This window comes from Curtobacterium sp. MCPF17_051 (assembly GCF_003234595.1).
GTDB lineage: Bacteria > Actinomycetota > Actinomycetes > Actinomycetales > Microbacteriaceae > Curtobacterium > Curtobacterium flaccumfaciens.
On the sequence record NZ_QKSE01000002.1, the window covers coordinates 208,151 to 232,282 of the forward strand.

The following is a 24,132-nucleotide window of genomic DNA, read 5'->3' on the forward strand; positions in this document are numbered from 1 at the left end:
CGGGCACTGAGGCCGAACCCCTCCAAAACCCCTCGCCTCGCGATGGCCCTTGATGAGATACCGTCGACTCGTGACGGTAAGCGAGAGCAGCTCAGTCGACATCCCGGAGCTTGTCTCCCAAGTCCTAACGCTGAGGCCAGAGAAGCAGTTTTGGTTCAGGGGTCAGGGTTGCGCCTCCCGCCATCTCGTTCCATCACTATGGCGCCGGATGCAGCCCGCCCCAGGCCAGACGGAGGTCACGTCCAGCCAGGTGCTCGATCTGGAGACGAGGCTCCTGACTCGCTTCCGTCAGCGGAGCCTCCCATACTGGCCAGCCGGATACCCTCAAACAGACTGGGAACACCTCTTCGCGATGCAGCATTACGGTCTGCCAACGCGCCTGCTCGACTGGACCACCAACCTGCTCATGGCCGTGTACTTCGCGCTCGATCACGATCGTTCCCGATGCGAATGCGGCACAGGAGCCTGCCAGCCCACGATCTGGATCCTCGACCCGGTCAAGCTCAACCACACCAATCCACGCCTTGACGGGCTGCCGGTCGGGATCATGGCAACGACCGACAAACTGCTGGATCAGTGGGAACCCGGCGTGGCAGATACCCAATTTGCGCGAGCGCCAGTCGCGATCTATGGAACTTACAACAGCGACCGCATCGCCGCGCAGAGTGGCGCTTTCACCGTCTCAGGTAAAACGATGACGCCTCTTGATGAAATGGTCCAAGAGGAGGGCGTTTTGCGCAAGATAGTCTTGACGCGGGACCCCGATGAGATACGGACGCAACTCACCTTGATGGGCGTAACGCGTTCGAGCGTTTATCCAGGGCTTGCAGAATTGGCGCAAGACATTGCTAGCGAGGAGATCCGGTGAATAACCTAGAAGAGCAAATCTCAGCAGCGCGCCGGGAAGTGTCAGCAGACACGATCAGCATGTCGATCAGCGAGCTCACCAGCCTCTATAAAGAGGGCGTGCTCATCATTCGCCCGGAGTTTCAACGACTCTTCCGTTGGACGGACGACCAGAAGAGTCGGCTTGTCGAAAGCATCATTCTGGGCATCCCTATTCCGTCGATCTTCGTTGCACAGGACGACACAGGTAAGTGGGAACTAGTCGACGGGTTGCAGCGAGTGAGTACCCTGCTTCAGCTCCAGGGGCTCCTCCCCGACCTCGATGGTAAGAAGGAACCGCTCCTTCTTGCAGCCACGACGTACCTCCCAGACCTCGAGGGGAAGACTTGGGGCGGCCTAGGCTCAACGTCTCTGACCGACGCACAAATGCTCGACGTGCGCCTGGCGCGTTTGGATATTCGCGTCATCAAGCGGAGCTCGGACCCGAAGGCGAAGTTCGACCTCTTCCAGCGCCTGAACAGCTACGGGTCGATCCTCACACCCCAGGAGATCCGAACTGCTCTGATTGCAGGGGTGAACAGCGAGGTCCTTGCCTGGCTGCACCAGCTCAGTAGTAACGACAACTTTGTTCAGACGATGGCTTTGGGCGACCGCCTGATCGATGAGCAGTTCGACCTGGAACTCATTCTCCGATTCCTGATGTTGCACGACCGCGAGATCAAGGGTAAGCGCGGAGGCTTGGGTGATTTCCCGACTAAACTGGACAACTGGGCTCTCAACTTCGCGGAGCAGTATCCGTCTCGCTCCGCGGAACTCCGCGAAGTGTTCGACACGACCTTCAATATCATTGCGTCCCACGGATCTGAGGCCGTTTTCCGCAAGTGGGATGTACAGCGTTCGAGTTTCCGCGGCGGATTCTCCAGCACGTCCTACGAAGCTATCGCCCTCGGTATCGGGTACCACGTTTCGACTGGCACTAGCTACCGGACAGATGTGCTGGACGCCGCAAAGGAGCTGTGGTCGACCTTGCCACAGACCCTAGGCACCACAACCGGCCTCGCCACCGGCGACCGTTTCGCCAAGACAGTGCCGTTGGGGAGGCAACTCATGGCTGAGCGGACGCCCTAACCCTCCGCGACGAACGACTCGAAGCGAGCGATCTGGTCGTGGTAGTCGGTCGGGTACAGGTGCCCGTAGATGGTGTCCGTCGTGGAAACCGAGGCGTGCCCCATCCAGCGGCTGACCTCGTACGGCTTGAAGCCTGCCGCGAGCATCAGCGAAGCGTACGTGTGGCGTAGGTCGTGGAAGCGCATGCGCTGCACCACGCCCGCCCGCTGGGCCGCTGGCACGAGCTAGTAGGCTCGCACTCCCCCACAGTCGATGTTGCGGCTCCAGTCGAGCCGGCGAGAGCCGATGCTGCGTGCTGGCCAGAACAGCGCATCGGGGTCGCCGCTGTGCGGGTGCGCCAGCAGGTACTCGCGCAGGTCAGCGATGAGCGAGCGCGAGAGCAGCGGCACGTTCCGGGTGGAGCGGGCGCTCTTGGGGGTACCGACCTGCCACTCGCCGTTCACGCGTCGAATGGACTGCCGAACCTCCACGTGCCCGGCCGCGAGGTTGAGGTCCCGGATGCGTAGCCCCTGCAGCTCGGCGGCGCGTAGCCCTGTGCCCGCGGCGAAGCGGATCAGCAGCCCATACGGCGCGTACTCGTCCAGCTCCTTGGCGACCTGCTCTAGCTGCGCCGCCGTGAGGAACACCGGAGCGAACCCCTCGGCGTTGGTGGCGCGAGGGATGTCCACGGCATCGCACGGGTTGTGGGCGATCAGCCGGTGCCGCAGCGCGTACCGGAACACCTTGTTCAGTGCGATGAAGTGGTTGCGCACGGTGGAGGACGCGCGGCCGGTCGCGATGAGGTCAGCCACCCACCCCTCTACCTCTTCCGACGTGATCGTCGAGATGCGCCGCTTGCCAAAGGTCGGCAGCACGCGGGCGTCATACAGCTGCACGTACCCGGCGTATGTGCTCGGCTTCAGCTTCGCGCGGGACGCCGCGAGGGACGCCTGCACCACTTCCTCAAAGCTCTTGCTGCGTCCGGCCAACGGCTCGGTCGTCTGGCCGTGCGCCTTCTGGTTCTCCACCGTCAGGGCGAACCGCTCGGCCTCGCGCTTGACCGTGAACGACCGCTGCCGGAACTTCCCGCCGTCGCGCCAGCGAACCTCGTACCCGCGGCCGGTCTTGCGCTCTACCTCTCTTACGTGTGCCACTACGCCACCGCCCCGACTCGGGCGATGGAGTTGTACGCGCGCCGCACAACAGACTCGCTCCAGGTGGTCAGGCCAGTGGGCGTCAGATACTGCTCGTCGGTGAGCTCCGTGGCGATGGACCGGAAGCTCGCTCCGGCGTCCCGCGACAGCACGATGCGGCGCATCAGCCCGGCTGGGATGGCGGACGGTCGACCATTGCGCTCGCCACGGCGGGCACGAGCAGCGAGGGCGTCTTTCGTCCGGACAGAGATCATCTCCCGCTCCAACTCGGCGAACGTCGCCAGCATCTGTGCCATCGCCCGACCCTGTGGCGTAGCAAGGTCCACCGCTAGGTCGAGGATGACGAGGTTCCAGTGCTGCTGTTGCGCCGCGACCAAGATCTCGCTCGCGTGCAGCACCGACCGCGCCAGGCGGTCGATCTTCGCGACGACGAGCGCTTCCGCTTGCCCTGTCCGCAGCAGGTCCAGCGCGCGGCGCAGCTCCGGGTTCACGGCCTTTCCGCTGCGGCCGAGGTCGGCCACGACCTCGACCGTCCACCCGCGGCGGCTGGCCTCAGCGTGGATGGCCTCGACCTGCGCCTCGACGCCGAGGCCCGACCGCTCCTGCTCTTCCGTGCTGACGCGCACGTACCCAATGACGTGCATCAGACCGAGCCCTCTCGCGTCAGCCCGATAACGGGAGCGCCGTCCTCGTCGGTGAGCAGCCCTGCCGACTCCTGGTCCGCGACCATTCGGAACTGCACCCTGGTCGTCGGGTTGTACTGGCTCAGCAGGTCGATCAGCTCTTGCACGGTCATGGTTCTGTCCTCTCGGTCCGCGGCGGAAACGTCCGGTTGCGCCTTCCGCCTCGAGCTGAATCGAACCGCAGCATCTGAGATTTCACTAGCACCTGCCGAATATCCGAGCCTGCGGCCCGAACGCGTCCGAGGGGTCACTGGGGTACCTGGTCGGAGGCGTTCGGCCGACACAGTCCGATCGAAAGGACGCCTGGGCCGCGACTGGTTCACGGGGTCCGCCGCCCCTTGCGGACCTGCGGCCCGGCTTGCACCGGCTTGGGCTGTTGTGCACCGCGTTCGGCCGCGGTGCGCGGTGCAGGGTTGCCGGTCTTCCGCTGGCGGCGGGCGCGGGCAGCCTGACGCTCCTCCATGGCGGCGTCGGCGGCGGCTTCCTCGGCGGAGTAGTCGGGGGTGTCGTCCGGTTTGTCCGGGAGCTCGGTCACGTCGTCGTCGTCCAGGTCGTAGACGAGGGCCGCGTCGATGTTGCGCTCCAAGAGGCTGACAGTCACGCCCATCTCGATCTCCTGCTTCCCGGCCAGCTGGGCGCGGTCCAGCAGGTCGCGGGCGGCAGCTAGCTGCACCGCGTACGGCACCTTGGCGTCCTGCATGATCTCGACCAGCCGAGCTGCCGCCTTGTCGCTAGCTTCGAGGATGCGCTGCTGTGCCCGCCGCCTTACTTGCGGGGCAGCGCCGCCGTGCATACGGCAGACGTTCGTTCCGAGCATCGCCCAGTTCCGACACGGCTCCCCGTTACGGCGGCGCGCGGTGCAACGGGTATCGGCGTGCATGAGGTCCGAGCTGTTGTTCTTGGTCATGACCTGATCTCCTTGTCGAATCGTGAAGTATCGAATTGCCTCTGTACGGGCTTCGCTGGCCAGCTCCGCTCCACCGGGTCCGCTCCTATAGGCCGAGCGGGGTAGGCGGGGCTGACGCCGCCGCCCGCCCGCCAACGCTGCGCAGGGTGGTGTTTGCTCCAAGTCCGCTCCCTTCCGAGCGGAGCTGCGAACGGCGGGTTTCTGGGGAAGTAGCGCCATTCCCGGTCTGACTCCGCTCCAGCTGTCGAGATTCCGAGCGGAGTCGAATTGCACGGATCCCAGCTCCGCTCCTAGGGCGTCATCGGTCTGCCCCCGCGGACCACTGCGCCGGGTCGGATTCGCCATCGGCCAGACGCCATACAGTGCGGGCGCGGCCGCCGTTGACATCTGCCTTGCGCAACTTTTCCCAGGCGATTCGCTCTTCTGTTTCCAGCACATTCCAGGCAGCCCGAACGGTGCCTCCGCCGACGTGTTCTTGGTCTTTGACCCGCTCTTCGACGTTCGACTTGCTGTGCTGCAGGGGTTCGTCCTTCAGCAGCCGCAGGATCGCCGCACGCACCCGGTCGGCGCTCGTCGTGATCAGGTCTCCGCCCTGGTCCCGCACGAGTACTTCAAGGGGGCCTTCGTGCAGCCCATCAGCGCCGAGCCGCCCCATCGACCAATCGATGTCGTAGTCCTGGCCGTAGCCGTCTCGGCCGGCGAACTGCACCTGTAGCCGAAACTCGCCCTCCCTGAGACGCGGCGCTTCACGGTGACGTGCGAGGCCCCACGAGTGCGACCACTCCGCTACACCCGACTGCGAGATGGAGTTGAGGTCGAGGTCCCTCGTCTGGCTCGCGGACTTGGAGAAGTGGTCTGCGACAATGAGCGCTCGGTCTGGTCCGACGACGAGCCGTTGCAGCTCCGCCAGCATCGGGCCGCGCTCGTAGAGGTTCTGCGCCTCGACCCCCGCCGCGTGGAAGTGGTAGAGCGCGTCCAGCACGACGAGGCCGGGAGCGAGGTCTGCCACGTCTCGTGTGACTGCTGCGCTCAGCTCTTCCGACCCGATCGGAGCGGCATCGAAGACCGCCGACAGCGGAAGTGTGCCGAGGTCGACGTTCATCGAGGCAGCGATGGACTGCAGCCGTCGCTGTGCGTTCTGGCGACCTCCCTCGGCGAGGTAGAGCAACACCGGCCGCGGATCGGGCACTTCGAAGCGGCCCAGGAATGGGTAACCACTCGCCACCGCAACTGCCAGCGCCATCAGCATGTAGCTCTTCAGCGTCTTCTTCGCGCCGCCGTAAACGCCGTAAGCACCGACAGGCCACACCGAGCGCACGAGCCACTGCATTGGCTCCGGCTCCGTTGCGAGCTCGGCCGCGCCGAAGCGCTTGAACCGTTCTGAGCGCGCTCCCGCGCGGTTCATCTCCGCTAGCTCAAGGTGCCAAAGCTGGCGTGCATCGCGGTCAGTCAAGGGGCGGTCAAGACCGTGGTCTTGCTGTAGCACCTTGTCGATGAACCACTGCGGCATCTCAGCGGCGGCCGGGGCTGCGTGTCGCGGATCGAGCACGTCGTCAGCCACGGCGATACCCCAGCTTCCGCGCCATGCTCGGCTGATAGCGCGCGGCCAACGCTGCCAGCTTGCTGGCATCCGCCCGGAGTGCCTGGTTTGGCCGGTACCGCAGCATGTGGTCGGCGGCATCCTTCCCCGGCCCCTTCGCTTTCACGAACCGCACACGTGCAGCAGGCAAGCCGGTCCGTACCAGGAAGTCACGACGACGGACCGCGTCGTACGCACCGATCTCCCAGTGCCCTTCGTCCTTGTCGACCCAGATCACCACCCGGCGCGCCTCGCGAAGCCAAGCAGCCTGCTCGGGTGTGCACTTGCCCGCGCCCTGGTGGATGGACGTCGCCGGGACGCTAGCGGCCCACAGTGCGTCAGCGTCTTTCTCGCCTTCGGTCCAGTGGATCGTCTTGCCTTCGGCAATGGCAGCAAGCACAGCGGGCAGTCGGTACAGCCATCGGTCCGCGCCGTCGGGCTTGTGCGGTAGCCCTGACGTCTGATCGAAGTAGCGGAATGTCTTCGCGCGCATGCCCGGCCGGACGCTGCGGTACCGGCGGTGTTCAAACAGATACGCGCCGTCTTCGTCGGTGTACGTGTACGACGTATCGAGCTCGTACCCGAACGGCGCCCTTCCGGCGCTCACGAGTGCCGCTCCGGCTCGTAGGTGTGAGCGCCGACGTACGCGTCGAGCTGATCAGTTGTGAACTCGGTGTAGCTGCCGAGCTTGACGAAACCGATGCGACGATTTGCGACGAGCCGGCGAAGCTGTCGCTCCGTCACCTGGAGGTAGGCCGCGGCCTGCGGGTAACGCAGTCGAGCAGGAGTTGCGGGTGTCATGGAGGCCTCTCTGAAGAGGCCGCCCCGAGGGCATAGAAAAAGAGCGCGCTGGGCGGCCTCTGTTCTTGGGAACAGAAGGGCCACTCCGGCAGACGCTCTGGTCATCTCAGGACTGAGGTCGTGTCGTTCCGCCTGCTAGCGACGCGGGTTCGGCTCTCACCCTGGATCCGGCTTACTCATTGTCCGGAGGTAGGAACCGCTTCGCGCGTCGCGGGTGCGACCACAGGCGTAAGTGGGTGGTGCTCAGAAACTAGTTACGTATGTCATTCGGCGGGTCCGACGATTGATCAGCGCAGCCTGACGGCTTGCAGATTTCGACGGCGGTCGTCAGAGTTCGATGAATCTATCACGAAGCCGCATTGGCCGGTGGTGGCGGCCGTCGGTTGGTTCCGCGTCAAGCGTCACGGAGACACCGTGGTGCTCGTGCGATGCATCGACCGCGACGAGCAGGTCCAGCCCACGCACGGGCATCTTCATTGCGAAGGACCTCGGGTAGTACAAGCTCTGCAGCTCGCGTGCCACGGTCCACCCAGACATGTACGGCAGGACGCGACGGTCCGCCCACACGGCGATTCGCATTGCAGCGTCGAACACGATGCCCTGACACGGCACGCGTTCGGCGGTGAGGTCTGCACGCAGTCGCATGGTAGCGAGCTCCACGCGGCTCAAGTGGCGCAGCGGGCTGTCGCTGGGCGCGGATGGCACGGGGTCGAGGTTCGGCCAGCTGCGTTTCCAGTTCCACAGCGCGTGCAACGCGTCCAAGGGGCGCTCTGGTAGAGTATTTGATGTCACGGTCAAGTCCCTCCGCCGCTCCGACTCTTCTCCTGGGAGTCGGGGCGGTGTTCTGTTAGGTCAGTACTTCTTGCTGAGCGCTGGATATCGAACGACGAGGCTCCTGTACGCGCCGTAGGGGTCCTCGGCCTTTTCTGCCAGCCACTCGGCCTCCCGAGCGAGCCGTTCGAGCTCTTCGATCTTCTGCTGCGCCCGGCTGTGCAGCGCGGTGTAACGAGCGGCGACTTGCTTCAGGTCCGTGCGACTCTCGTGATCCAGCGCGTACTCGACCTCTTCGCGGATGGACTGCTCGACCTGCGTGGTCTCTCGCGTCAGGGCCGCTCCCCGTTCCACCAGAGCTTGGGAGCTACCGACCAGGGAGTTCTCGTAGACGCGCACGCGGTCGAACACGGCGTCGTCCACGCGCTTGATCTCGGTCTGCTCTGCGGCCGAGTTGGGGTAGCTCTCCTCGCGAGCGTGAATGCGGTAGACCTCCGGGTCGGCTGCCACGGCTGGGCTGTAGTCGAAGACGGACATGTCAGGCTCCGATCCGGCGCGCGGGGCGCTTGGCCAGGCCGCGGATGCGGTCCCGGGTGCTGGTGGTCTGGTCGGTTCGCTCGAACGCAGCGCCGAACGCACGCTCGGCGGCATCCAGCTCGGCGCGCAGTTCCTCGGCTGCACCGCGGTAGTCGCCGGCCTTCTGCCGGAGGTTCTTCGCTGCACGCGGTCCGCCGTAGGCGGGGGGGGGTGGTGTTGACGGTCATCGGTCTTCCTTCTCGGTCAGGCGGTCGCTACTGAGTCGGCCGCGGGTGGTGGTGGAGTGAAGCGTGTCGGCGACTTCGGGGAACAGCACGCCGAGGGTGCTCAGGTGGTCGATCAGGGCTACTCGCACGATCGTCGCTTTGGATACGCCGCCGAGTCGCACCATTAGATCGAGCGCGTCCCCTACTTCCTTTGGCAGGGTCGTGCGCAATTCTGATTCATACCCGAGGGGCTGTGGTCCACGCTTACCCATTGCGTTCCTTCCGTTTGCGTTAGCATTAACCATACGCCGCAAACTAACACGGTATGGCAAAAGCGCCGTTTTGTTTTACCGGCGCTATCGACAATGACGAGAGGCAATCCTCGTGAACACCAACACCAACCGCGCCACCGAGTACACCGGTGACGACAAGGAACGGGCGAAGCGCCCGCTCACCGTGCAGGAGCAGGCCAGGGCCATGCGGCGTGAGGGCCTGATGGATCAGCGACCAAAGGCAGGGGAAGCGCGGCGGTAGTCTCTGAACATGGCGAGTCCCGAGTTCTGGCGCGAGGCTGCTTCCAACCCTCCACGCGTGCATTTCCCTCCCACGCCTTACCCGGAGGTTGCACGCCTTCAGGTGCAGCTAGGAGCGCGGCTGGACCGAGCGCGCTTGCGCGCATTGGAGCTCGACTCCGAGGTAGCAGACTGGCGTCATCTTCAGCCACTGCGACTCGAAACCGTCATTGACCAGGACCGGCACGGCTGGGGACTACGCCTCCATGTTGAACACGAAGCAGACCTCACAAGCTGGGGGTTGACCTTCGGGGAGGCCATTCATCACCTCCGGAGCGCCCTCGACACCACGCTCGTGACGCTCGCCAAGGTGGAGGGACTAGCGCCGAAGCGTCGACTTCAGTATCCAATTGTGACGGACGAGAAGGATTGGGCCGATCAGCGCAAGCGCCACCTGCGCGAAGTCCCAAGCTGGGTGTGGAAACCCGTCTACGCCGCGCAGCCGTTTCTGTCGGACAGCCCTTCCCGACACCCTCTGGCTCGCCTGAACGACTTCGACAACGACAACAAGCACCGAACGCCATCTGTTGGCACTGTGCTGCCAGCCGAGCTCGAACACGACTTCACTCCGGTCCTGCGGAGCGGCCGCTCCGTCGGACCAGCCAGGCAACTCACTTACGACCTCTCGCTGGCTGATGGGTCCATGCTGCTCCACGAGAGGGTTGGGGATGAGGAAGTAGAAGGCGTGATGGGCGACCTATGGTGGAGTGCGGACATCGGCGTTGAAGATCGCCAAGGCAAATACGTGCCGAGCGTGGACTTCTACCAGGAGGCAGAGAAAGCCGTGCAGGACGCGTGCGCAATGCTCCTCGCGGTATGGGAAGGCCGATTGGCAGGTGAAGGGCCGTTCGTCACTCAACCGGGTGACTCTTTTCGCCGCCGCAAGCCGGATGGAGCGAAGCGTGGCTGAGCCGAGGCGCTTGAAGAAGGGTGTTCGACTCGGCGTGATCAGAGGCGGCACCGGTGACTTCCGGGCCATCGCCACCCTGAGCTTCGCGTCCGACGGCGGCGTTCATGTCACTCCGGCCCTGATACCCGACGTGAAGTGGCGGTACGGGACGCATCCCGCTGGGCGCAGGCTCCTGCGTAGCGAATACTCGGAGACGAAGCACCGCCCGAAGCTTCACTACCATTCTTCTGGGTATGTCGCCGCATCTCTCGACGGTCAGAGGATTGAACGCAGATCTGCCCAGTTCCCATCGCTGTCATCCCTTCGCAAGGGGCAGATATTCTCGGTCAGCGCGGTACGCCCTTGGGAGTTGCCGAAGATCGACAAGCCGAGAGCGGGCGACATGTGGACACTTCAGCCGCGGTGGCCTTGGGCAGTGTGCTGGACACTTTCACTCCTGGAACTGCCCGAGTTCGACGGCACCCGCCTACACCTGCTGCGCAATCGTGGTCTGATCGCGGGCGACCCCACCCGGTTCGTACTCGATCTTCGAGAGTTTGGCAGAAGTGCCTTGTTGATCGGTCACGTGCTCATAGAGGAGGACTTCGGGTTCGATAACGAAACGGCGATCACCGTGGCTGCCTACGCGAACGGCCCTGACCACACGCTCGCTCAAGATCCCTTCGTGCTGTGGAGCGCAACGGCGCGCAACCCCCTTTTGGCTTGGGAACCGCGCGAGCACGACATCGACGTATCGGACTTGGATAGCTCTCTGGCAGGACCAGTCCGAGAGTGGTCGATTGCGGAGCGCCTTGAGAAGCGATGGGGTCTGCGGCCGAAAGGCATCGACTAGTCACTCACCCCTCCGTAAACCCCTCCTGCCGCGCCCCACCACCCCTAACCGTGGTGAACCGACGTGAACCGCTACACTCCTCGTGAACGTCCGAAAGTACGGGCGAGAACAGCTCAAAGAGGGCCGATGCGGTTCACGTCGGTTTGCGCCCGTAATGTATAAGGGACGTTCTTCCAAACTGGCTACGCGGGTTCGATTCCCGTCATCCCCTCCACAACCTCACCTCTCCCGTCAGGGGTCGGCGAACTCGAGGGTGATCTCCGGGGAGTCACCGAGATCGACACGGGCACGCTTCCGCTCCGCCGCCCGCAACGGCACGAGGTACCCGCCGTCCTTCGGGAACAGCGACGTCGTCCACGTCACCGGGCCGATCGTCACGCGGGCCGGGATCACACCCCACCCGTAGGTGAGCACCGGCGCGAGGTCGGCGATGACCTCGGCGGCGTCCGGCGGCACGACGACGAAGAAGAACGGTGACGGGCCGCGCCACTCGATCACCTCGCCGCGGAACTCGAGCTCCATGCGGCGATCGTACGACCGCGGCGTCGAGCGCGCCGGGCCGGGATTCGTTTTCGGTGGATGACGGTTCCGGTTCACGATCGCCGGGGTCTGCGAACCGGAACCGTCATTCGCGAGGAGGAACTGGTGCCTCCCCCGGACCAGCGGGACCGGACGACGGACGCGCCCCGCGCCTCCAGGCCGGAGCCGGGGAGCACGGGGCGCGAGCCGCCGTCAGGACGCGAGCGTCAGCGGTACGACGCGGCCTGGCCGTAGAGCACGTTCGTGAACGACGACACGTACGCCGACTCGTCGCCTCCCGGCAGGTTGTACGTCATGAAGACGCCGTACCCGTCAGCCTTCGTGCGCTGTGCGAGCGACACCGCCGTGGCCTGCGGGGTGTTCTGGATGTCGACCGCGGCGGCGGACAGCTTCGACTTCGGCAGGCCCGGGATCGTCGGCGCCGTGTAGGTGCCGTAGTAGGGGTTCCAGGCGTAGTCGAGCTTCCCGCCGATCGACGGGTTCGCCGTCTTCAGGGCGTCGGACGACGGGCCGATGTCGTAGAACGAGATGATCTTGCCCGGCATGTCCGCACGCAGGGCACTGATGAGCCAGCCGATGGACTGCTGGTTCGGCTGCGGGGTACCGTTCACGCCGTAGTCGGAGTATTCGTCGTCCAGGTCGACCCCGTCGAGTCCGTACTGCTTCACCGTCGCCGACACCTGCGCCGCGAAGTCCCGCGCCGCGGCCTTCGTCGGGAAGTTCGCGAGGCCGGCGCCCTGGTGGTTGCCGAGCACCGAGAGCGTGACCTTGATGCCCTTGGCCTGCAGCGGGCGGATCTGCGTGGCGGCCTGGTCGAGGGTGCGCTGCACGTTCTCGTTGTTGTACAGGACCGCCTTGCCGTCCTCGTAGTTGATGTTCGCGGCGAAGATGATCGCCACGTCGAACGCGTTCGCGCCGTTCGCCAGCGTGTACCGGCCGACGTTGGCGAGCTCGTCGTTGTTCACCTCGACGTAGGCGATGCTCGTCGGCCCCGACTTGGCGGGCGCAGCGTGGTGCCCGTGACCGTGCCCACCGCCGTGGGACGCACCGTGCCCGTGCCCGTGGCTGGACCCGGACGAGGAGGGCGCCGCGGATGCTGCGGCGGGCACCAGTGGTGCCGCGAGCATGGCGACCAGTGCGGTCGCGATGCTGAACTTCGTGGACTTCTTCATGGCGTTCCTCCTTGTGTGGATGGATCGATCACTTGCGTGGGAAGCGGAAGGTGCGGACCTCGTAGGCGTCGACGGCGAACGAGGACGCGTCGACCGCCCCGGCCGGGGTCAGCGGCTCTTCGAGCAGCGTCACCTCGGCAGCCGGGCCGAACTCCGCGCCGTCGGCCTCGATGCCCCCGGTCCCCCGCTGCCCCGACGGCTCGTAGACCCGTACGACCAGGTCGCCGGACCGGTCGTCGGCGAGCTTCACGCTCGACAGCACGACGTCGCCGGAGACCTGCACCATCGGGTCGAAGCCGTGCGCCCCGGTGATCGTCCGCGCGCCCGCGTTCATCCGCACGCCGGCTGACGTGGCTCCGAGCTGGTCGGTGCCGATGACGATGCCGTACCGGTGCGTCTGCACGCCCTGGTCGGTCTCGGGGTCCGGGAACCGCGGTGCCCGCAGCAGCGACAGCCGCACGGTGGTGGTGACGTGCCCGTCGACGGCGTCACGCGTGGTGTCGAAGCCGTGGATCGAGTCGTTCACGAGCGCGACGCCGAAGCCCGGCTCGGACACCAGCACGTAGCGGTGCATCGAGGTCTCGAACTTCGCGGCCTCCCACGAGGTGTTCGTGTGCGTCACCCGCTTCTGCGCGCCGAACTGCGTCTCCGCGACGGTGTGCTCGGCACGGACGTCGAGCGGGAACGCCACCTTGAGGAACTTCTCGGTCTCGTGCCAATCGGTCACCTGGTCGAACTCGACCGTGCGGGACCCCGGCGCCAGGACGATCTCCTGCGTCACCGTCGAGTCGCCGAAGGCCCGCGAGACGACGACCCGGGCGACCCCGGCCTCGTCGACGGATGCGTCGAGGGCCGACAGCGACACCAGGTCCTCGACGCGGTTCCGGTAGTACCGGTCGACGTCCCACGCGTCCCACATGTTCGGGAAGTCCTGGTGCAGCTGCAGCAGGTTCGCCGCCAGGCCGGCCGCGATCGCCTCGCGTCCGCTCGCCAGGTCGACGGCGCTCGTCACGAGCCCCCGCGCGTCGACGACGACCCGCACCAGGTCGTTCGCCAGCACGTACCCGCCGTCCTGCTCGGTCAGGGACACGGCGGTCACCGCCGCCACGTCGGTCGCCAGGACCGCTCCCTGCGCTGGTGCACCGGCCTGGAGGAACGGGGCCGGGTTCACGACGACGGCTGCGTCTCCGGTACCGGCGAGCGCCGAGAGCGCCTGGTCGATGATCGCGGTCAGGGCCGCGGCCGTCTCGGCGTAGCGCTCGACCGCTTCGCGGTGCACCCACGCGATCGAGGTGCCCGGCAGGATGTCGTGGAACTGCTGGAGCAGGACCTGCTGCCACAGGGCGTCGAGTTCGTCGTACGGGTAGGCGAAGTCGGTGCGGGCGGCGGCGGTCGCGGCCCAGAGCTCGGCCTCGATGAGCAGCTGCTCGCACCGGCGGTTGCCCTGCTTCGTGCCGTGCTGCGACGTGAGCGTGGCGCGGTGCAGCTCGAGGTACAGCTCCCCCACCCACACCGGCGGGTCGGTCAATTCGGACTTCGCCCGGTCGAAGAACGCGTCCGGGTGCTCCCAGCGGACCTTCGCGCTGCCCTCGAGGTCGGCCAGCCGTGCCGCGGTGCCGGTCATCTCGCGGGTCGTCCCACCGCCGCCGTCACCCCAGCCGACCGGCGCGATCGAGCCGGTGGCGAGGCGGTTCTCGCGGAACTGACGGGAGGCCTTCGCGACCTCGCTGCCGGACAACCGCGAGTTGTAGGTGTCCATCGACGGGAAGTGCGAGAACACCCGCGACCCGTCGATGCCCTCCCACAGGAACGTGTGGTGCGGGAACTTGTTCACCTGGTTCCACGAGATCTTCTGCGTGAAGAACCACTCGAAGCCCGCACGACGCATGAGCTGCGGCAGCGCCGGCGAGTACCCGAAGCTGTCGGGCAGCCAGACACCCTTGGGCCGGATGCCGAACTCGCGCTCGAAGAACCGCTGGCCCTGCGAGAACTGCCGGACGATGCTCTCGCCGGTCGGCATCACTGTGTCGGACTCGACCCACATGCCGCCGATCGGCAGGAACCGGCCGGCCTCGACCGCAGCCTTGACGCGGGCGTAGACCTCGGGACGGTGCTCCTTGATCCACGCGTACTGCTGCGCGCTCGACATGCCGTACAGGAAGTCGTCGGTCTGGTCGATGAGCTCGGTCATGGTCGAGGTGGTGCGGGCGACCTTGCGGATGGTCTCGCGCACCGGCCAGAGCCAGGCGGAGTCGATGTGGGCGTGCCCGACGGCCGAGATCGTGTGCGCCGAGGCCTCGGCGGGAGCGGCGAGCACCTCCGCGAGCGCGGCACGGGCGTCACCGGCGGTCTCCGGGATGTGCTGCAGGTCGAGCGCGTCGAGGGCGTCGTCGAGGGCCTGCAGGATCCGCATGCGTCGAGGTCCGGCGGGCAGCTCGGCCTGCAGTTCGAGCAGGACGTCGACGTCGAGGGCGAGTTCGTGCACCTCGGACTCGAACACGGCGAGCTCCATCCGGCGGGTGGCGTACAGGCGCTTCGACGACGAAGTCTGCACGTCGCCCTCCTGCGTCGGCAGGAAGGGGTGGTAGTCGAGCAGGACGGGGTTCGACGCGGCCTCGACGAAGAGCTCGACGGTCTCCCCGCCCTCGGCCCGCTCGGTGACCAGGACCCACTGGTTGCGTGGGTTGATCGACTTCACGGGTGTGCCGTCGGCCAAGTAGACGAGTCCCTCGCACTGGAACCCGGGCATGTTCTTGTCGAAGCCGAGGTCGATCACGGCCTCCACCCGGCGTCCGGCCCACTCGGTCGGCACAGTCCCGGTCAGCCGGAACCACGTCGTGCCCCAGGCCGCACCCCACGGCGTGCCGACCTCGTAGGGTTCGAACGTGAGCGCGAGCCCCTCGGTCGGGGGGATCGGCTCCCCCGGCAGCTCGTGCCAGGCGGTCTCGAGGGCCGTCGTGGTCGCGTGCACCGCGGGGGTGATCCGCTCGTCGAGCACCCGGCGGGCGCGTCCGGTGGTGAGGGGGATGTCGTCGTGCATGGGGCCTTCCGGGGTCAGGGCGTGGTCGCCGGGTGGGCGACGCGGACGGTGGTGGTGTCGAGGTCGGACGGCACGTCGACGCAGCGGTCGATGCCGCGGGCGGCCAGCAGCGCGGTGTCCGACAGTCGGGAGCGCAGGACGACCTGCGGGCCGCGGCCGTCCGGCGCGGCCTCGGCCAGGGCGAGCCAGGCGGCGGCGAACCGACCGCCGGGGGCGCAGTCGGCCCGGGTGCCGCGCCGGTCGGTGCCGTCGGACAGCACGTCGTCGAGGACGAGCGCGGTGGCCGGCGGTGCGGCGCGGGCGTCGCGGGTGTGCTCGGCGCGGGCGAGGGCGGCGAACGCCTCGCCGGCGGGCTTCAGTCGTCCGTCGTTCGTGAACAGCCCGAGGTCGTACTCGAGCTCCGGGAAGTCCGCGAGCGACCGGGCGACGTCGTGGGAGCACCACCACGTCACCCCGAGCACCTGCTGCGCGTCGAGGACGTGCCGGATGGTCTGCTCGGTGAACGCGGCGGCGTCGGCGGGGTCGACGACGTTGGTGGGGGCCCCGACCTCCTGCAGCCAGTTCGGACGGGCGGCGTCGCGGTTCCAGGCCGCGGCGAGCTGGAGCAGGTACTCCCCGTGCCGCACCGACCCGGCCCCGAGGGCGCCGTGCAGGGCCGCCGAGCCGTTGAACACCCACGAGTGTGTGACCGTGGCGTCACCGTGGTCCGCCGCGTGCTCCGGGCCGAAGGGCTGGGCGTCGTCGTACCACGCCGCGTCGTACTGCGCGACGGTGACCAGCGGCCCGGGGCGCGACCCGATGGCGGACGGGACCGACGAGGCGGGGTCGAGCCGTGCCTCCAGGCCGACCGACACGGACGACGCGGCTGACCCCGACGACCCGGCCGACCCCGACGACCCGTCCGACAGCCCCGCTCGCGCCGCCGCGACCATCGCCGCCGCCCACGCGTGCCCCTGCTCCGCCGTGATCGCGTGCGGTGCGGGGTGCGGCGCGTGTGCGAACTGGTTGACCTCGTTGCCGATGGTGATCCCGAGCAGGTTCGGCCTGTCGGCGACCGCTCCGGCGAGCGCCCGGACGTAGGCGGCGGTCGACGCGACCACGTCCGGGTCGGTGAACATGTTGCGGCGGTGCCAGCTGTCCAGCCAGGACGGCACGAAGTCGAAGCTCGACAGGTGCCCCTGCAGGGCGTCCACGTTGACGTCGAGCCCGAACGAGTCGGCGAGGTCGACGACCGTCGCGACGTCGTCGAGGGCCTGCTGCCGGATGAGTGTCCGATTCGGCTGGACGACCGGCCAGAGCGGGAAGATGCGCACGTGGTCGGCGCCGATCGACGCGATGGCCTCGAGGTCCCTGGCGGTGTCCGACCGCGAGAAGTCGAGCCACGAGTGGAACCAGCCGACCGAGGGCGTGTAGTTGACCCCGAAGCGCATCAGCCCTTCACACCGCCCTCTTCGACGCCCTTGAAGAAGAAGCGCTGCAGGACGGCGAAGATCACGGCGATCGGGATGAAGGCGATCATGGTGCCGGCCGCGATCATCCGCTGGTCGGTGGCGAACGTGCCCTGCAGGTACTGCAACCCGACGGTCAGGGTGAGGTTCTCGGGCGACTGCAGCACGATGAGCGGCCAGAGGAAGTCGTCCCACGCACCGATGAACGAGAAGATCGCGATGACGGCGATGGTCCCCTGCACGGCGGGCAGCGAGATGTAGCGCAGGCGCTGCAGGGCGTTCGCACCGTCCATCACCGCGGCCTGGTCGATCTCCTCGGGGATCTGCCGGAACGCGTTGAACATCAGCAGGACGTTGAGCGCCGCGATCATGCCGGGCAGGGCGACGCCGACCAGGTTGTCGGCGAGGCCGAGGTCCTTCACGGTGACGAACTGCGAGATGATCGTCGCCTCGCCGGGCAGCACGAGGGTGCCGAGGAACAGGCCGAGCACGAGCTTCCGGTGTCGCCACTGCAGACGGGCGAGGGCGAAGCCGGCGAGGGTCGCGAACACGATGTTGCCGAGCACGTCGATCGCGGCGACGAGCAGTGAGTTGCCGATGTACCGCCACACCGGGATCGCGGCGGCGACCTTCAGGTAGTTCTCGATGGTCGGCTCGGACGGGATGAACGACGGGTTCGCCGTGTAGATGTCCTCGCCAGCGCCCTTGAGCGACGTGGACAGCTGCCACAGGAACGGGCCGATCGTGATGAAGAGCACCACGATGAGCAGGACGTAGCGGACGACCTTCTCGCGGGTGGACATGACGCCCCAGACCGCGCGGCGCCGCTTGCGTCCGTCGCGTCCGTTCTGCCTGGAGGCCCGCCCCGCGCCCGTCGCGCCGGTCACGTCCGGCGTCGGGCTGGCTGCGCCCTGCGCGCCGCCGATGACGGGTTCGGTCGTGCTGGTCGTGTTCGTCACTTGTCCGCCTTGCTGTTCATCCGGGCGAGGGCGAGCATCGGCACGAGCGTCACGACGAAGAGCAGGAGGCTCAGGGCGGACGCGTAGCCGAGGTTGCCGGTGAAGCCGCGGGCGTACTGCTGGATGAGCATGACGAGCGAGTTGTCCTGCCCGCCGGGCCCGCCGGTGCCGTTGGTGAGGATGTAGAGCTCGCTGAACACCCGGAGCGCGGAGACGCACACCAGGATCCCGACGAGCGTCATGGTGCCGCGGACCCCGGGCATCGTGACCGACCAGAAGCGCCGGACCGCGCCGGCGCCGTCGAGCGCGGCGGCCTCGTGCAGGTCCTTGCCGACGTTCCCGAGGGCGGCCAGGAAGATGATCATGTAGTAGCCGAGCCCCTTCCACACCGTCAGGCTGATGGCGCTGAGGAGCAGCAGCCACCGGTCGGTCAGGAACGGGACGCTGCCCTGCACGACGCCGAGGGCCTGCGCCATCTCGTTGATGACGCCGCGGTCGTCGAGGATCCACGTCCAGATGAGCCCGACGACCACCGCGGACGCGATGACCGGCGTGTAGAACGCGGTGCGGAAGAACGCGATCCCGGGCAGCTTCTGCTGCACGAGCACCGCGATGAGGAGCGGGAGGACCGTCAGCAGCGGCAGGCACACCGCCATGTAGATGACGCTGTTGAGCAGCGCTTCCCACACCTGCGGGTCGGCGAGCAGGGTCTCGAAGTTCTCGACCCCGACCCACTGGCTGACGCCGCCGAGCGGGCTGGCGTTCGTGAACGACAACCGGACCGTGTTGATCGAGGGCCACAGGCTGAACGCGACGAGCCAGATCAGTGCCGGCAGGACGAGCAACCAGGGCGTGTACCAACGGTTGGCACGCATGACGATCCTCCCTCTTCCTTCTTCGGGGCTGGATCAGCCGTTGGCCAGCAGGCTGTTCATCTTGGTCTGGGCGGTCTGCAGCGCCTTCTCGGGCGCCACCTGGCCCTTCATCGCGAGGGCGATCTGCTGGTCGAGGAAGTCCGTCATCGCGGAGTTCGCCTCGACCGGGTTGATGACCTTCGCCGTCTTCAGGGCCTCGTTCGCCAGGACCCGGGCCTCGCCGTTCACGGTGCCGTCGTCCTTCGAGAAGTACGGGTCGGACTGCGACGACGTGGTGGACGGGAAGATGTTGACCTCGTGGGCGAACGCCTCCTGGTTCTTCGCGTTCGTCATGAACTTCGCGAAGGCCTCGGCGGTGGCGAGGTACTTCGACTTGCTCGAGACCGACAGGCCCTGGACGTAGAGCGGCGGGGTGTCGAGTGCGGGGCTGACGGTGACCTTGCCCTTGAGCGACGGGTTGTTCTTCTCGAAGTCGGCGAGCGAGGTGGCGCCACCGGTGGTCCAGGCGACCTTGGCCTGCGTGAACAGGGTGGAGTTGCCGAGGTAGTCGCTGTTCAGCACGTTGGAGGGCATGTAGCCGTCCTGGTACGCGTCCTTGTAGCGGTCGATCAGGTCGGCGGCCTTCGACGAGTCGGCGAAGGTGAACTTCGTGCCGTCGGCGTTGAGCACCTTGACCCCGGCGAGCGTGAAGTCACCGAGGCCCGGCTTGCGGCTCATCAGGTAGTCGGTCGGGCAGTTGTCGTGCATGGTCTTCGCCTGCGTGAACAGCTCGTCGGTGGTCTTCGGCGGGTTCTTCGCGTCGAGGCCGCACTTGGCGAACATCGTCGAGTTCCAGTAGTTCACGTCGGTGTTGAGGTACCAGGGGTACCCGAACGTGCCGTCGACGCCCTTGTACTCGTACGAGTCCAGTGCCCCGGGGACGTACGTGCTGTCGAGCTTCGAGTCGTCCTTCGCGACGTCCTGCAGGAACCCGCGCTTCGCGAGCGGCAGGGCGATGTCCGGCGGCAGGTTGATCACGTCGGGCAGACTGTTCGACGAAGCCTGGCTGAGCACCTTGTCGGCGTACCCGTCGCCGGGCTGGTCCTGCAGCTTGACCTTCGCGTCCGGGTGGGCCTGCTCGAAGTCCTCGATGACCCCGTTGAGGTAGCCCGTGTAGGTCGGCGTGAGCGCCCAGGTCTGCAGGGTGATGGTGCCGCTGATCTCGCCGTCGCCGCCGTCGGCCGCGTTCCCGCCGCTCGAGCAGCCGGTCAGGACGAGCGCCGTCGCGGCGGCCGTCGCGAGCAGCGCGGTGGCGCGGCCCCTCGTCATGCGTGTGGTGGTCCTCATGGCGTCTGACTCCCTCGTCATAGCTGAACCGGTTCAGCAACAGTCACCGAACCCGTGTGTGGCAGCCACTGTGAATGACTAAAGCGCTATAGTCAACCCTGTGGCCACCAAGCGTCGAACGACGATCGCCGACATCGCCGCGCGGGCCGGCGTGTCCATCAGCGCGGTGTCGTTCGCGTTGAACGACCGCCCCGGTGTCTCCGACGAGACCCGCCGCCGCGTGCGCGAGATCGCCCGCGAGCTCGACTGGCAGCCGCACACCGCGGCCCGGGCACTCGGCGGTGCGAAGGCCGGTTCCATCGGGTTCGTGCTGAACCGCCCGGCCCGGACCCTGGGCACGGAATCGTTCTTCGGCGATCTGATCTCCGGCATCCAGCTCGGGCTCGCCGGCACCCACGTCGGCATGAACCTGCTCGTCGCGCGTGACGCGGACGAGGAACTCGAGACCTACCGGGACTGGTGGCGCGGACACCGTGTCGACGGCGTCATCGTGATCGACCCCCGTCGCGACGATGCCCGGCTCGCCCTGCTCGCCGACCTCGGCATGCCGACCGTCGTCGTCGGCTCGCACCCCTCCCCCGACGGCGCCGCACCCACCGTCTGGATCGACGACTCGGACGCCACCGACACGGTTCTGCGGTACCTGCACGCCCTCGGGCACCGGCGCATCGCGCACGTCGCCGGCAGGCCCGAGTTCGAGCACACCGCCATGCGCATGGACCGGCTCCGGGCGTTCGCGGCCGACGAGGGGCTCGACGACGCGGTCTCGGTACCGACGGACTACTCGGCCGAGGCCGGCGCGAGCGCCACCCGCACCCTGCTGTCGAGGAGCGTCCGACCGACCGCGATCGTCTACGACAACGACGTGCTCGCCGTCGCCGGGCTGGGCGTGGCGAGCGAGATGGGCGTCGCGGTGCCCGGCGACGTCTCGATCGTGTCCTTCGACGACTCGGCGATGATCCGGCTCGTCCGGCCGGCGATCACCTCGCTCACCCGCGACACGGTCGAGCTCGGGCAGCGTGCGGCGACTCTGCTGCGCGCGCAGATCGACGCCAGTGCCCCGCTCCCGTCACGCCCGGGCCCCTCGCTCACCCTGAGTGTCCGCGAGTCCACCGGCCGCGCCCCCGCCTGACCGCTCCGGAGGTCGGCGCCGACGACTCACTCGTGCTGCCGCCGCGACCGGCGCGCCACACCGCACCTGCGACGGCGCGGGACGACGTGGTCTTCTCCGCGCCGTGACGGTTCTGGTTCACGAAACCCGAGGATCGTGAACCAGAACCGTCATCGATGCGAAGCGGAACTGCCTTCCCCCGCGGTCGACGGTCACCGGCGGTTCGTCGGGGGTCGGACCCGCTCGAGGGCCCGCCGCATGGACGACGTCGTGCTGAAGCCGAAGCGGGTCGCGACGTCGGACGGGCGGTCTCCACGACTGAGCGCGCTCCGGACGGCGAGACTGCGGTACCAGCGGCCGAGCTGCGCGGGCGAGCATCCCGTCGCTGCGACGCACCGGCGCTCGAGGGTGCGCTCCGACATGTCGATGCCGACGAGGATCTCCCGCACGGATGGTTGACCGGCGGGATCGAACAGGCGGTCGAGGACCCGCGCGAGACCGTTGTCGCCGAGCATCGGGGGCGGGTTGTCGCGGAGCACCGGCGTGACGACGAGTCGGGCGAGGGGCTGCTGCTGCGCGCCGTGCCACCTCCCGCCGTCCAGGTGCCCGACGTGGCGGAGCGCGAGGCCGACATCGGGTGAGGGAGCCCCGGGCGGACCGGTCGTCGCGATGGCCGGGAGTGCGAGGACCTCGTCGGCGAGGGGTCCGAGCGTTGCGGCACCGACGAGGACACCGGTCAGCGCGAAGAGTGCTTCGTGCGGGAACGCGTACGTCGCAGCGGCATCGGGCGGGCCGGAGCGCTCCGGGCCCGTGCTGATCGTGATCGTCGCGTGCCCTTCGACGAGGGCAGCGGTGCCGGCGTCGACGATCGCGATGTCGTGTCCGCGCCGGATCCACACGGAGCGGGACCGCGTCGCCACCCAGACGCGGGTGCCCGTCGGTTCGACGTCGAGCGTCCACGCCTCGTCGTCGGACCGGACCTCGGTGCCCGGCCCGACCTGGAGCCCGACGGCGTCGATCAGTGCGCGGAGCGCATCACCCATCCGACGAGCGTGATCCACGGGCAGGACGCGCGGGCGTGGATCGGACGGTCTGTGGAAGAGGGGGGATAACCCCACCCGGGGTGGGGAGAGGGCAGGATGGGGGAACGGCTCCGCGATCGCGAGGCTGGATGCATGACCGACACCGACCGTCTCGACCAGGCGCGAACCGTCCCGCTGGACGACGTCACGCCTTCGCCCGACCAGGCCCAGACCGTCCCGCTGGGCGACTCCGTGCCCCCTGGAGCCACCAAGCCGATGCCCCAGTACCCGCGCCAGCACCACCAGGACCCCCAGGACTCCCAGGACGCCGCGCAGTCCCCTCCGGCGTCGTGGAGCGCCACCCCGCGGGTCGGGTCCGGTCCGGTCGGTGGTTCCGGTCGCGGGTCCGGCATGACCGCCGGGCAGTTCTACCGCGACGCGTGGAAGCGCCTGCCGCGGGACTTCGGCTACATGGCGCTCACCGCCGTGCTGCTCTGCACGCTGTACTTCGCGTTCCCGACGGCGATCTTCGGTGGCGGGTTCCGGGACCTGTTCAACCCCTTCGTCCTGCTCATGTTCTTCATCGCGCTGTTCGTGGCGCGGTGGCTCGGACAGTTCGAGAAGCTCCGCATGAGCTGGGCGGACCCGAGGCCGATCCGCCCGGTGGACTGGACGCCCCGCTGGCAGCAGAACTGGTGGACCCGCACGGGGTCGGCCGTCGCCAACCCGCACTACTGGCTCTACCTGCTGCACGCCGCGGTCGTGTACCCGCTCGTCGCGGTCGTGACCGTCGGGGCCGGCGCACTGCTGATCCTCGGTTTCACCTGGCCGGTCGTCGTGGCGGGCGCATGGGCGTTCGGCGGCGTGGGTGGGCTGTCGTACCCGAGCTGGGACTACGGCGTGGTGGCCGGCATCGGCGTCGCCGGGCTGCTGTCGATGGCCGCCTCGGTCGTGCTCTTCCCGCTCTGGGCCCGCGGGTCCGTCCTCGCGCACTACTGGGTCGACTTCGGCCTGCTGGGCGGCTTCCGGGCCGAGCAACTCGAGCAGCGCGTCGCCGGCCTGCAGGCCTCCCGCGCCGGTGCCGTCACCGCCGAGGGGCAGGCACTCCGCCAGATCGAGCGCGACCTGCACGACGGCCCGCAGCAGCGGCTGGTGCGACTCCGCATGGACCTGTCCGCCGCCGAGCGCGCCTTCGAGAAGGACCCCGAGAAGGCCAAGCAGCTCATCGGCGAGGCATCCGAGCACGCCCAGGACGCCCTCGACGAACTGCGCGCACTGTCACGCGGCTTCGCCCCGCCGATCCTGCTCGACCGCGGACTCGTCGCGGCGCTCGAGGCACTGGTCGCCCGCACCCCGATCCCGGTGGGCCTGGACGTCCGGCTGCCCGAGGGCCTGGAGCTCGCCACGGAGATCCAGCGCAACGTGTACTTCACGGTGAGCGAGCTCCTGACGAACACCATGAAGCACGCCGGCGCCACCACCGCCGGGGTGTACCTCGGCCTGGTCGTCGACGCCTCGGGCCTCTGGTACCTGACCGTCAGCGTCACCGACGACGGCCGGGGTGGTGCCCGGCCGCAGCAGGGCCACGGGATCGAGGGCCTGATCGGCCGCATGCGGGCCCTCGACGGCGACCTGGTCGTCTCGAGCCCCGAGGGCGGCCCGACCGAGGCCACCGCCCGGATCCCCCTCGGGGCCCTGAACGGCGTGCCGACGGCGGCGAACCAGCGGTCGTGA

General features: G+C 67.8%; 24 protein-coding genes and 1 pseudogene. 7 read left to right on the forward strand and 18 right to left on the reverse strand.

The genetic code is table 11. From position 1 onward, the window contains the following. Nucleotides 1-52 precede the first annotated feature (52 nt). On the forward strand, nt 53-868 hold the full coding sequence (locus tag DEJ35_RS02410) for an FRG domain-containing protein (RefSeq protein ID WP_111191974.1): 816 nt from the start codon (nt 53-55) through the stop codon (nt 866-868). Beyond that, nucleotides 865-1,974 carry a DUF262 domain-containing protein gene (locus DEJ35_RS02415; RefSeq protein ID WP_146244728.1) on the forward strand — a complete coding sequence of 370 codons (1,110 nt, stop codon included), beginning with the start codon at nt 865-867 and terminating at the stop codon, nt 1,972-1,974. The genes DEJ35_RS02410 and DEJ35_RS02415 overlap by 4 nt, the downstream gene beginning before the upstream one ends. On the opposite strand, the pseudogene DEJ35_RS02425 reads toward DEJ35_RS02415, so the two are convergent. The 10 genes and pseudogenes from DEJ35_RS02425 to DEJ35_RS16930 all read right to left on the reverse strand — a co-directional run bounded on the left by DEJ35_RS02425 (nt 1,971) and on the right by DEJ35_RS16930 (nt 8,821). Further along, nucleotides 1,971-3,107: pseudogene (locus DEJ35_RS02425) on the reverse strand (tyrosine-type recombinase/integrase). The gene DEJ35_RS02415 and the pseudogene DEJ35_RS02425 sit on opposite strands and share 4 nt — an antisense overlap. Next, on the reverse strand, nt 3,107-3,733 hold the full coding sequence (locus DEJ35_RS02430) for a recombinase family protein (RefSeq protein ID WP_258378413.1): 627 nt from the start codon (nt 3,731-3,733) through the stop codon (nt 3,107-3,109). The pseudogene DEJ35_RS02425 and the gene DEJ35_RS02430 overlap by 1 nt, the downstream one beginning before the upstream one ends. A gap of 17 nt (nt 3,734-3,750) precedes the next feature. After that, entirely contained in the window at nt 3,751-3,903 is a 153-nt protein-coding gene (locus DEJ35_RS17135) for a hypothetical protein (RefSeq protein ID WP_181435479.1), read from the reverse strand. Nucleotides 3,904-4,109: 206 nt separating this feature from the next. Then, entirely contained in the window at nt 4,110-4,697 is a 588-nt protein-coding gene (locus DEJ35_RS02435; RefSeq protein ID WP_146244729.1) for an HGGxSTG domain-containing protein, read from the reverse strand. A 298-nt stretch (nt 4,698-4,995) separates the two neighbouring features. Further along, nucleotides 4,996-6,258 (reverse strand): AAA family ATPase, encoded by a 1,263-nt coding sequence (locus tag DEJ35_RS02440; RefSeq protein WP_181435480.1) that lies wholly within the window; start codon nt 6,256-6,258, stop codon nt 4,996-4,998. Next, the gene (locus tag DEJ35_RS17140) at nt 6,251-6,883 is read right to left on the reverse strand and encodes a hypothetical protein (RefSeq protein WP_181435481.1); all 633 of its coding nucleotides are present in this window, start codon (nt 6,881-6,883) and stop codon (nt 6,251-6,253) included. The genes DEJ35_RS02440 and DEJ35_RS17140 overlap by 8 nt, the downstream gene beginning before the upstream one ends. After that, nucleotides 6,880-7,077 (reverse strand): excisionase family DNA-binding protein, encoded by a 198-nt coding sequence (locus tag DEJ35_RS02445; protein ID WP_181435482.1) that lies wholly within the window; start codon nt 7,075-7,077, stop codon nt 6,880-6,882. Before DEJ35_RS02445 ends, DEJ35_RS17140 begins: the two co-directional genes overlap by 4 nt. Before the next feature lie 327 nt (nt 7,078-7,404). Then, entirely contained in the window at nt 7,405-7,839 is a 435-nt protein-coding gene (locus DEJ35_RS02450; protein ID WP_146244730.1) for a hypothetical protein, read from the reverse strand. Nucleotides 7,840-7,929: 90 nt separating this feature from the next. Beyond that, on the reverse strand, nt 7,930-8,385 hold the full coding sequence (locus tag DEJ35_RS02455; protein WP_111191982.1) for a hypothetical protein: 456 nt from the start codon (nt 8,383-8,385) through the stop codon (nt 7,930-7,932). Nucleotides 8,386-8,608: 223 nt separating this feature from the next. After that, nucleotides 8,609-8,821, reverse strand: a complete 213-nt coding sequence (locus tag DEJ35_RS16930; RefSeq protein ID WP_146237724.1) for a hypothetical protein — start codon at nt 8,819-8,821, stop codon at nt 8,609-8,611. A gap of 154 nt (nt 8,822-8,975) precedes the next feature. Between DEJ35_RS16930 and DEJ35_RS17145 the strand changes: the two genes are divergently transcribed. From DEJ35_RS17145 to DEJ35_RS02465, 3 genes are read left to right on the forward strand one after another with little or no spacing between them, the layout of a single operon-like run. After that, on the forward strand, nt 8,976-9,125 hold the full coding sequence (locus DEJ35_RS17145; RefSeq protein WP_181435483.1) for a hypothetical protein: 150 nt from the start codon (nt 8,976-8,978) through the stop codon (nt 9,123-9,125). Nucleotides 9,126-9,134: 9 nt separating this feature from the next. Then, nucleotides 9,135-10,073 carry a hypothetical protein gene (locus DEJ35_RS02460; RefSeq protein WP_146244731.1) on the forward strand — a complete coding sequence of 313 codons (939 nt, stop codon included), beginning with the start codon at nt 9,135-9,137 and terminating at the stop codon, nt 10,071-10,073. After that, a complete protein-coding gene (locus DEJ35_RS02465) occupies nt 10,066-10,905 on the forward strand; it encodes a hypothetical protein (protein WP_111191984.1) in 840 nt (279 codons plus the stop codon). The genes DEJ35_RS02460 and DEJ35_RS02465 overlap by 8 nt, the downstream gene beginning before the upstream one ends. 231 nt (nt 10,906-11,136) lie before the next feature. Here the strand turns inward: DEJ35_RS02465 and DEJ35_RS02470 are convergent, their stop codons facing one another. From DEJ35_RS02470 to DEJ35_RS02500, 7 genes are all read right to left on the reverse strand, one after another. Continuing rightward, the gene (locus DEJ35_RS02470; protein ID WP_110859208.1) at nt 11,137-11,427 is read right to left on the reverse strand and encodes a DUF1905 domain-containing protein; all 291 of its coding nucleotides are present in this window, start codon (nt 11,425-11,427) and stop codon (nt 11,137-11,139) included. A 224-nt stretch (nt 11,428-11,651) separates the two neighbouring features. Continuing rightward, complete coding sequence (locus tag DEJ35_RS02475) at nt 11,652-12,617, reverse strand: endo-beta-N-acetylglucosaminidase H (RefSeq protein ID WP_111191985.1); 966 nt, start codon at nt 12,615-12,617, stop codon at nt 11,652-11,654. Between the two features lie 28 nt (nt 12,618-12,645). Beyond that, entirely contained in the window at nt 12,646-15,657 is a 3,012-nt protein-coding gene (locus DEJ35_RS02480) for a glycoside hydrolase family 38 C-terminal domain-containing protein (RefSeq protein ID WP_111191986.1), read from the reverse strand. A 14-nt stretch (nt 15,658-15,671) separates the two neighbouring features. Continuing rightward, nucleotides 15,672-17,087, reverse strand: a complete 1,416-nt coding sequence (locus tag DEJ35_RS02485) for a cellulase family glycosylhydrolase (RefSeq protein ID WP_110859205.1) — start codon at nt 17,085-17,087, stop codon at nt 15,672-15,674. After that, the gene (locus DEJ35_RS02490) at nt 17,087-18,064 is read right to left on the reverse strand and encodes a carbohydrate ABC transporter permease (RefSeq protein WP_196783367.1); all 978 of its coding nucleotides are present in this window, start codon (nt 18,062-18,064) and stop codon (nt 17,087-17,089) included. Before DEJ35_RS02490 ends, DEJ35_RS02485 begins: the two co-directional genes overlap by 1 nt. After that, nucleotides 18,061-18,939 (reverse strand): carbohydrate ABC transporter permease, encoded by an 879-nt coding sequence (locus DEJ35_RS02495; protein ID WP_110859204.1) that lies wholly within the window; start codon nt 18,937-18,939, stop codon nt 18,061-18,063. Before DEJ35_RS02495 ends, DEJ35_RS02490 begins: the two co-directional genes overlap by 4 nt. 33 nt (nt 18,940-18,972) lie before the next feature. Continuing rightward, nucleotides 18,973-20,247, reverse strand: coding sequence for a sugar ABC transporter substrate-binding protein (locus tag DEJ35_RS02500; protein ID WP_111191987.1), 1,275 nt, complete (start codon nt 20,245-20,247; stop codon nt 18,973-18,975). 118 nt (nt 20,248-20,365) lie between these two features. Here DEJ35_RS02500 and DEJ35_RS02505 point away from each other — a divergent pair, with 118 nt between their 5' ends. After that, nucleotides 20,366-21,397: a LacI family DNA-binding transcriptional regulator gene (locus DEJ35_RS02505; RefSeq protein WP_111191988.1), complete on the forward strand. Its 1,032-nt coding sequence runs from the start codon at nt 20,366-20,368 to the stop codon at nt 21,395-21,397. Nucleotides 21,398-21,588: 191 nt separating this feature from the next. Here DEJ35_RS02505 and DEJ35_RS02510 read toward each other — a convergent pair whose 3' ends face one another. Continuing rightward, entirely contained in the window at nt 21,589-22,419 is an 831-nt protein-coding gene (locus DEJ35_RS02510; RefSeq protein ID WP_111191989.1) for a helix-turn-helix domain-containing protein, read from the reverse strand. Nucleotides 22,420-22,551: 132 nt separating this feature from the next. On the opposite strand from DEJ35_RS02510, the gene DEJ35_RS02515 reads away from it, so the two are divergent. Next, nucleotides 22,552-24,132: a sensor histidine kinase gene (locus tag DEJ35_RS02515; RefSeq protein WP_111090525.1), complete on the forward strand. Its 1,581-nt coding sequence runs from the start codon at nt 22,552-22,554 to the stop codon at nt 24,130-24,132.

Bases quoted from the DNA above. Each gene is read 5' to 3' on its own strand.
- DEJ35_RS02470 (WP_110859208.1), bottom strand. From the start codon at position 11,427: ATGGAGCTCGAGTTCCGCGGCGAGGTGATCGAGTGGCGCGGCCCGTCA.
- DEJ35_RS02495 (WP_110859204.1), bottom strand. From the start codon at position 18,939: ATGCGTGCCAACCGTTGGTACACGCCCTGGTTGCTCGTCCTGCCGGCA.
- DEJ35_RS02510 (WP_111191989.1), bottom strand. From the start codon at position 22,419: ATGGGTGATGCGCTCCGCGCACTGATCGACGCCGTCGGGCTCCAGGTC.
- DEJ35_RS02515 (WP_111090525.1), top strand. From the start codon at position 22,552: ATGACCGACACCGACCGTCTCGACCAGGCGCGAACCGTCCCGCTGGAC.
- DEJ35_RS02500 (WP_111191987.1), bottom strand. From the start codon at position 20,247: ATGACGAGGGGCCGCGCCACCGCGCTGCTCGCGACGGCCGCCGCGACG.
- DEJ35_RS02485 (WP_110859205.1), bottom strand. From the start codon at position 17,087: ATGCGCTTCGGGGTCAACTACACGCCCTCGGTCGGCTGGTTCCACTCG.
- DEJ35_RS02455 (WP_111191982.1), bottom strand. From the start codon at position 8,385: ATGTCCGTCTTCGACTACAGCCCAGCCGTGGCAGCCGACCCGGAGGTC.
- DEJ35_RS02445 (WP_181435482.1), bottom strand. From the start codon at position 7,077: ATGACACCCGCAACTCCTGCTCGACTGCGTTACCCGCAGGCCGCGGCC.
- DEJ35_RS02410 (WP_111191974.1), top strand. From the start codon at position 53: ATGAGATACCGTCGACTCGTGACGGTAAGCGAGAGCAGCTCAGTCGAC.
- DEJ35_RS17135 (WP_181435479.1), bottom strand. From the start codon at position 3,903: ATGACCGTGCAAGAGCTGATCGACCTGCTGAGCCAGTACAACCCGACG.
- DEJ35_RS02475 (WP_111191985.1), bottom strand. From the start codon at position 12,617: ATGAAGAAGTCCACGAAGTTCAGCATCGCGACCGCACTGGTCGCCATG.
- DEJ35_RS02480 (WP_111191986.1), bottom strand. From the start codon at position 15,657: ATGCACGACGACATCCCCCTCACCACCGGACGCGCCCGCCGGGTGCTC.
- DEJ35_RS02435 (WP_146244729.1), bottom strand. From the start codon at position 4,697: ATGACCAAGAACAACAGCTCGGACCTCATGCACGCCGATACCCGTTGC.
- DEJ35_RS02460 (WP_146244731.1), top strand. From the start codon at position 9,135: ATGGCGAGTCCCGAGTTCTGGCGCGAGGCTGCTTCCAACCCTCCACGC.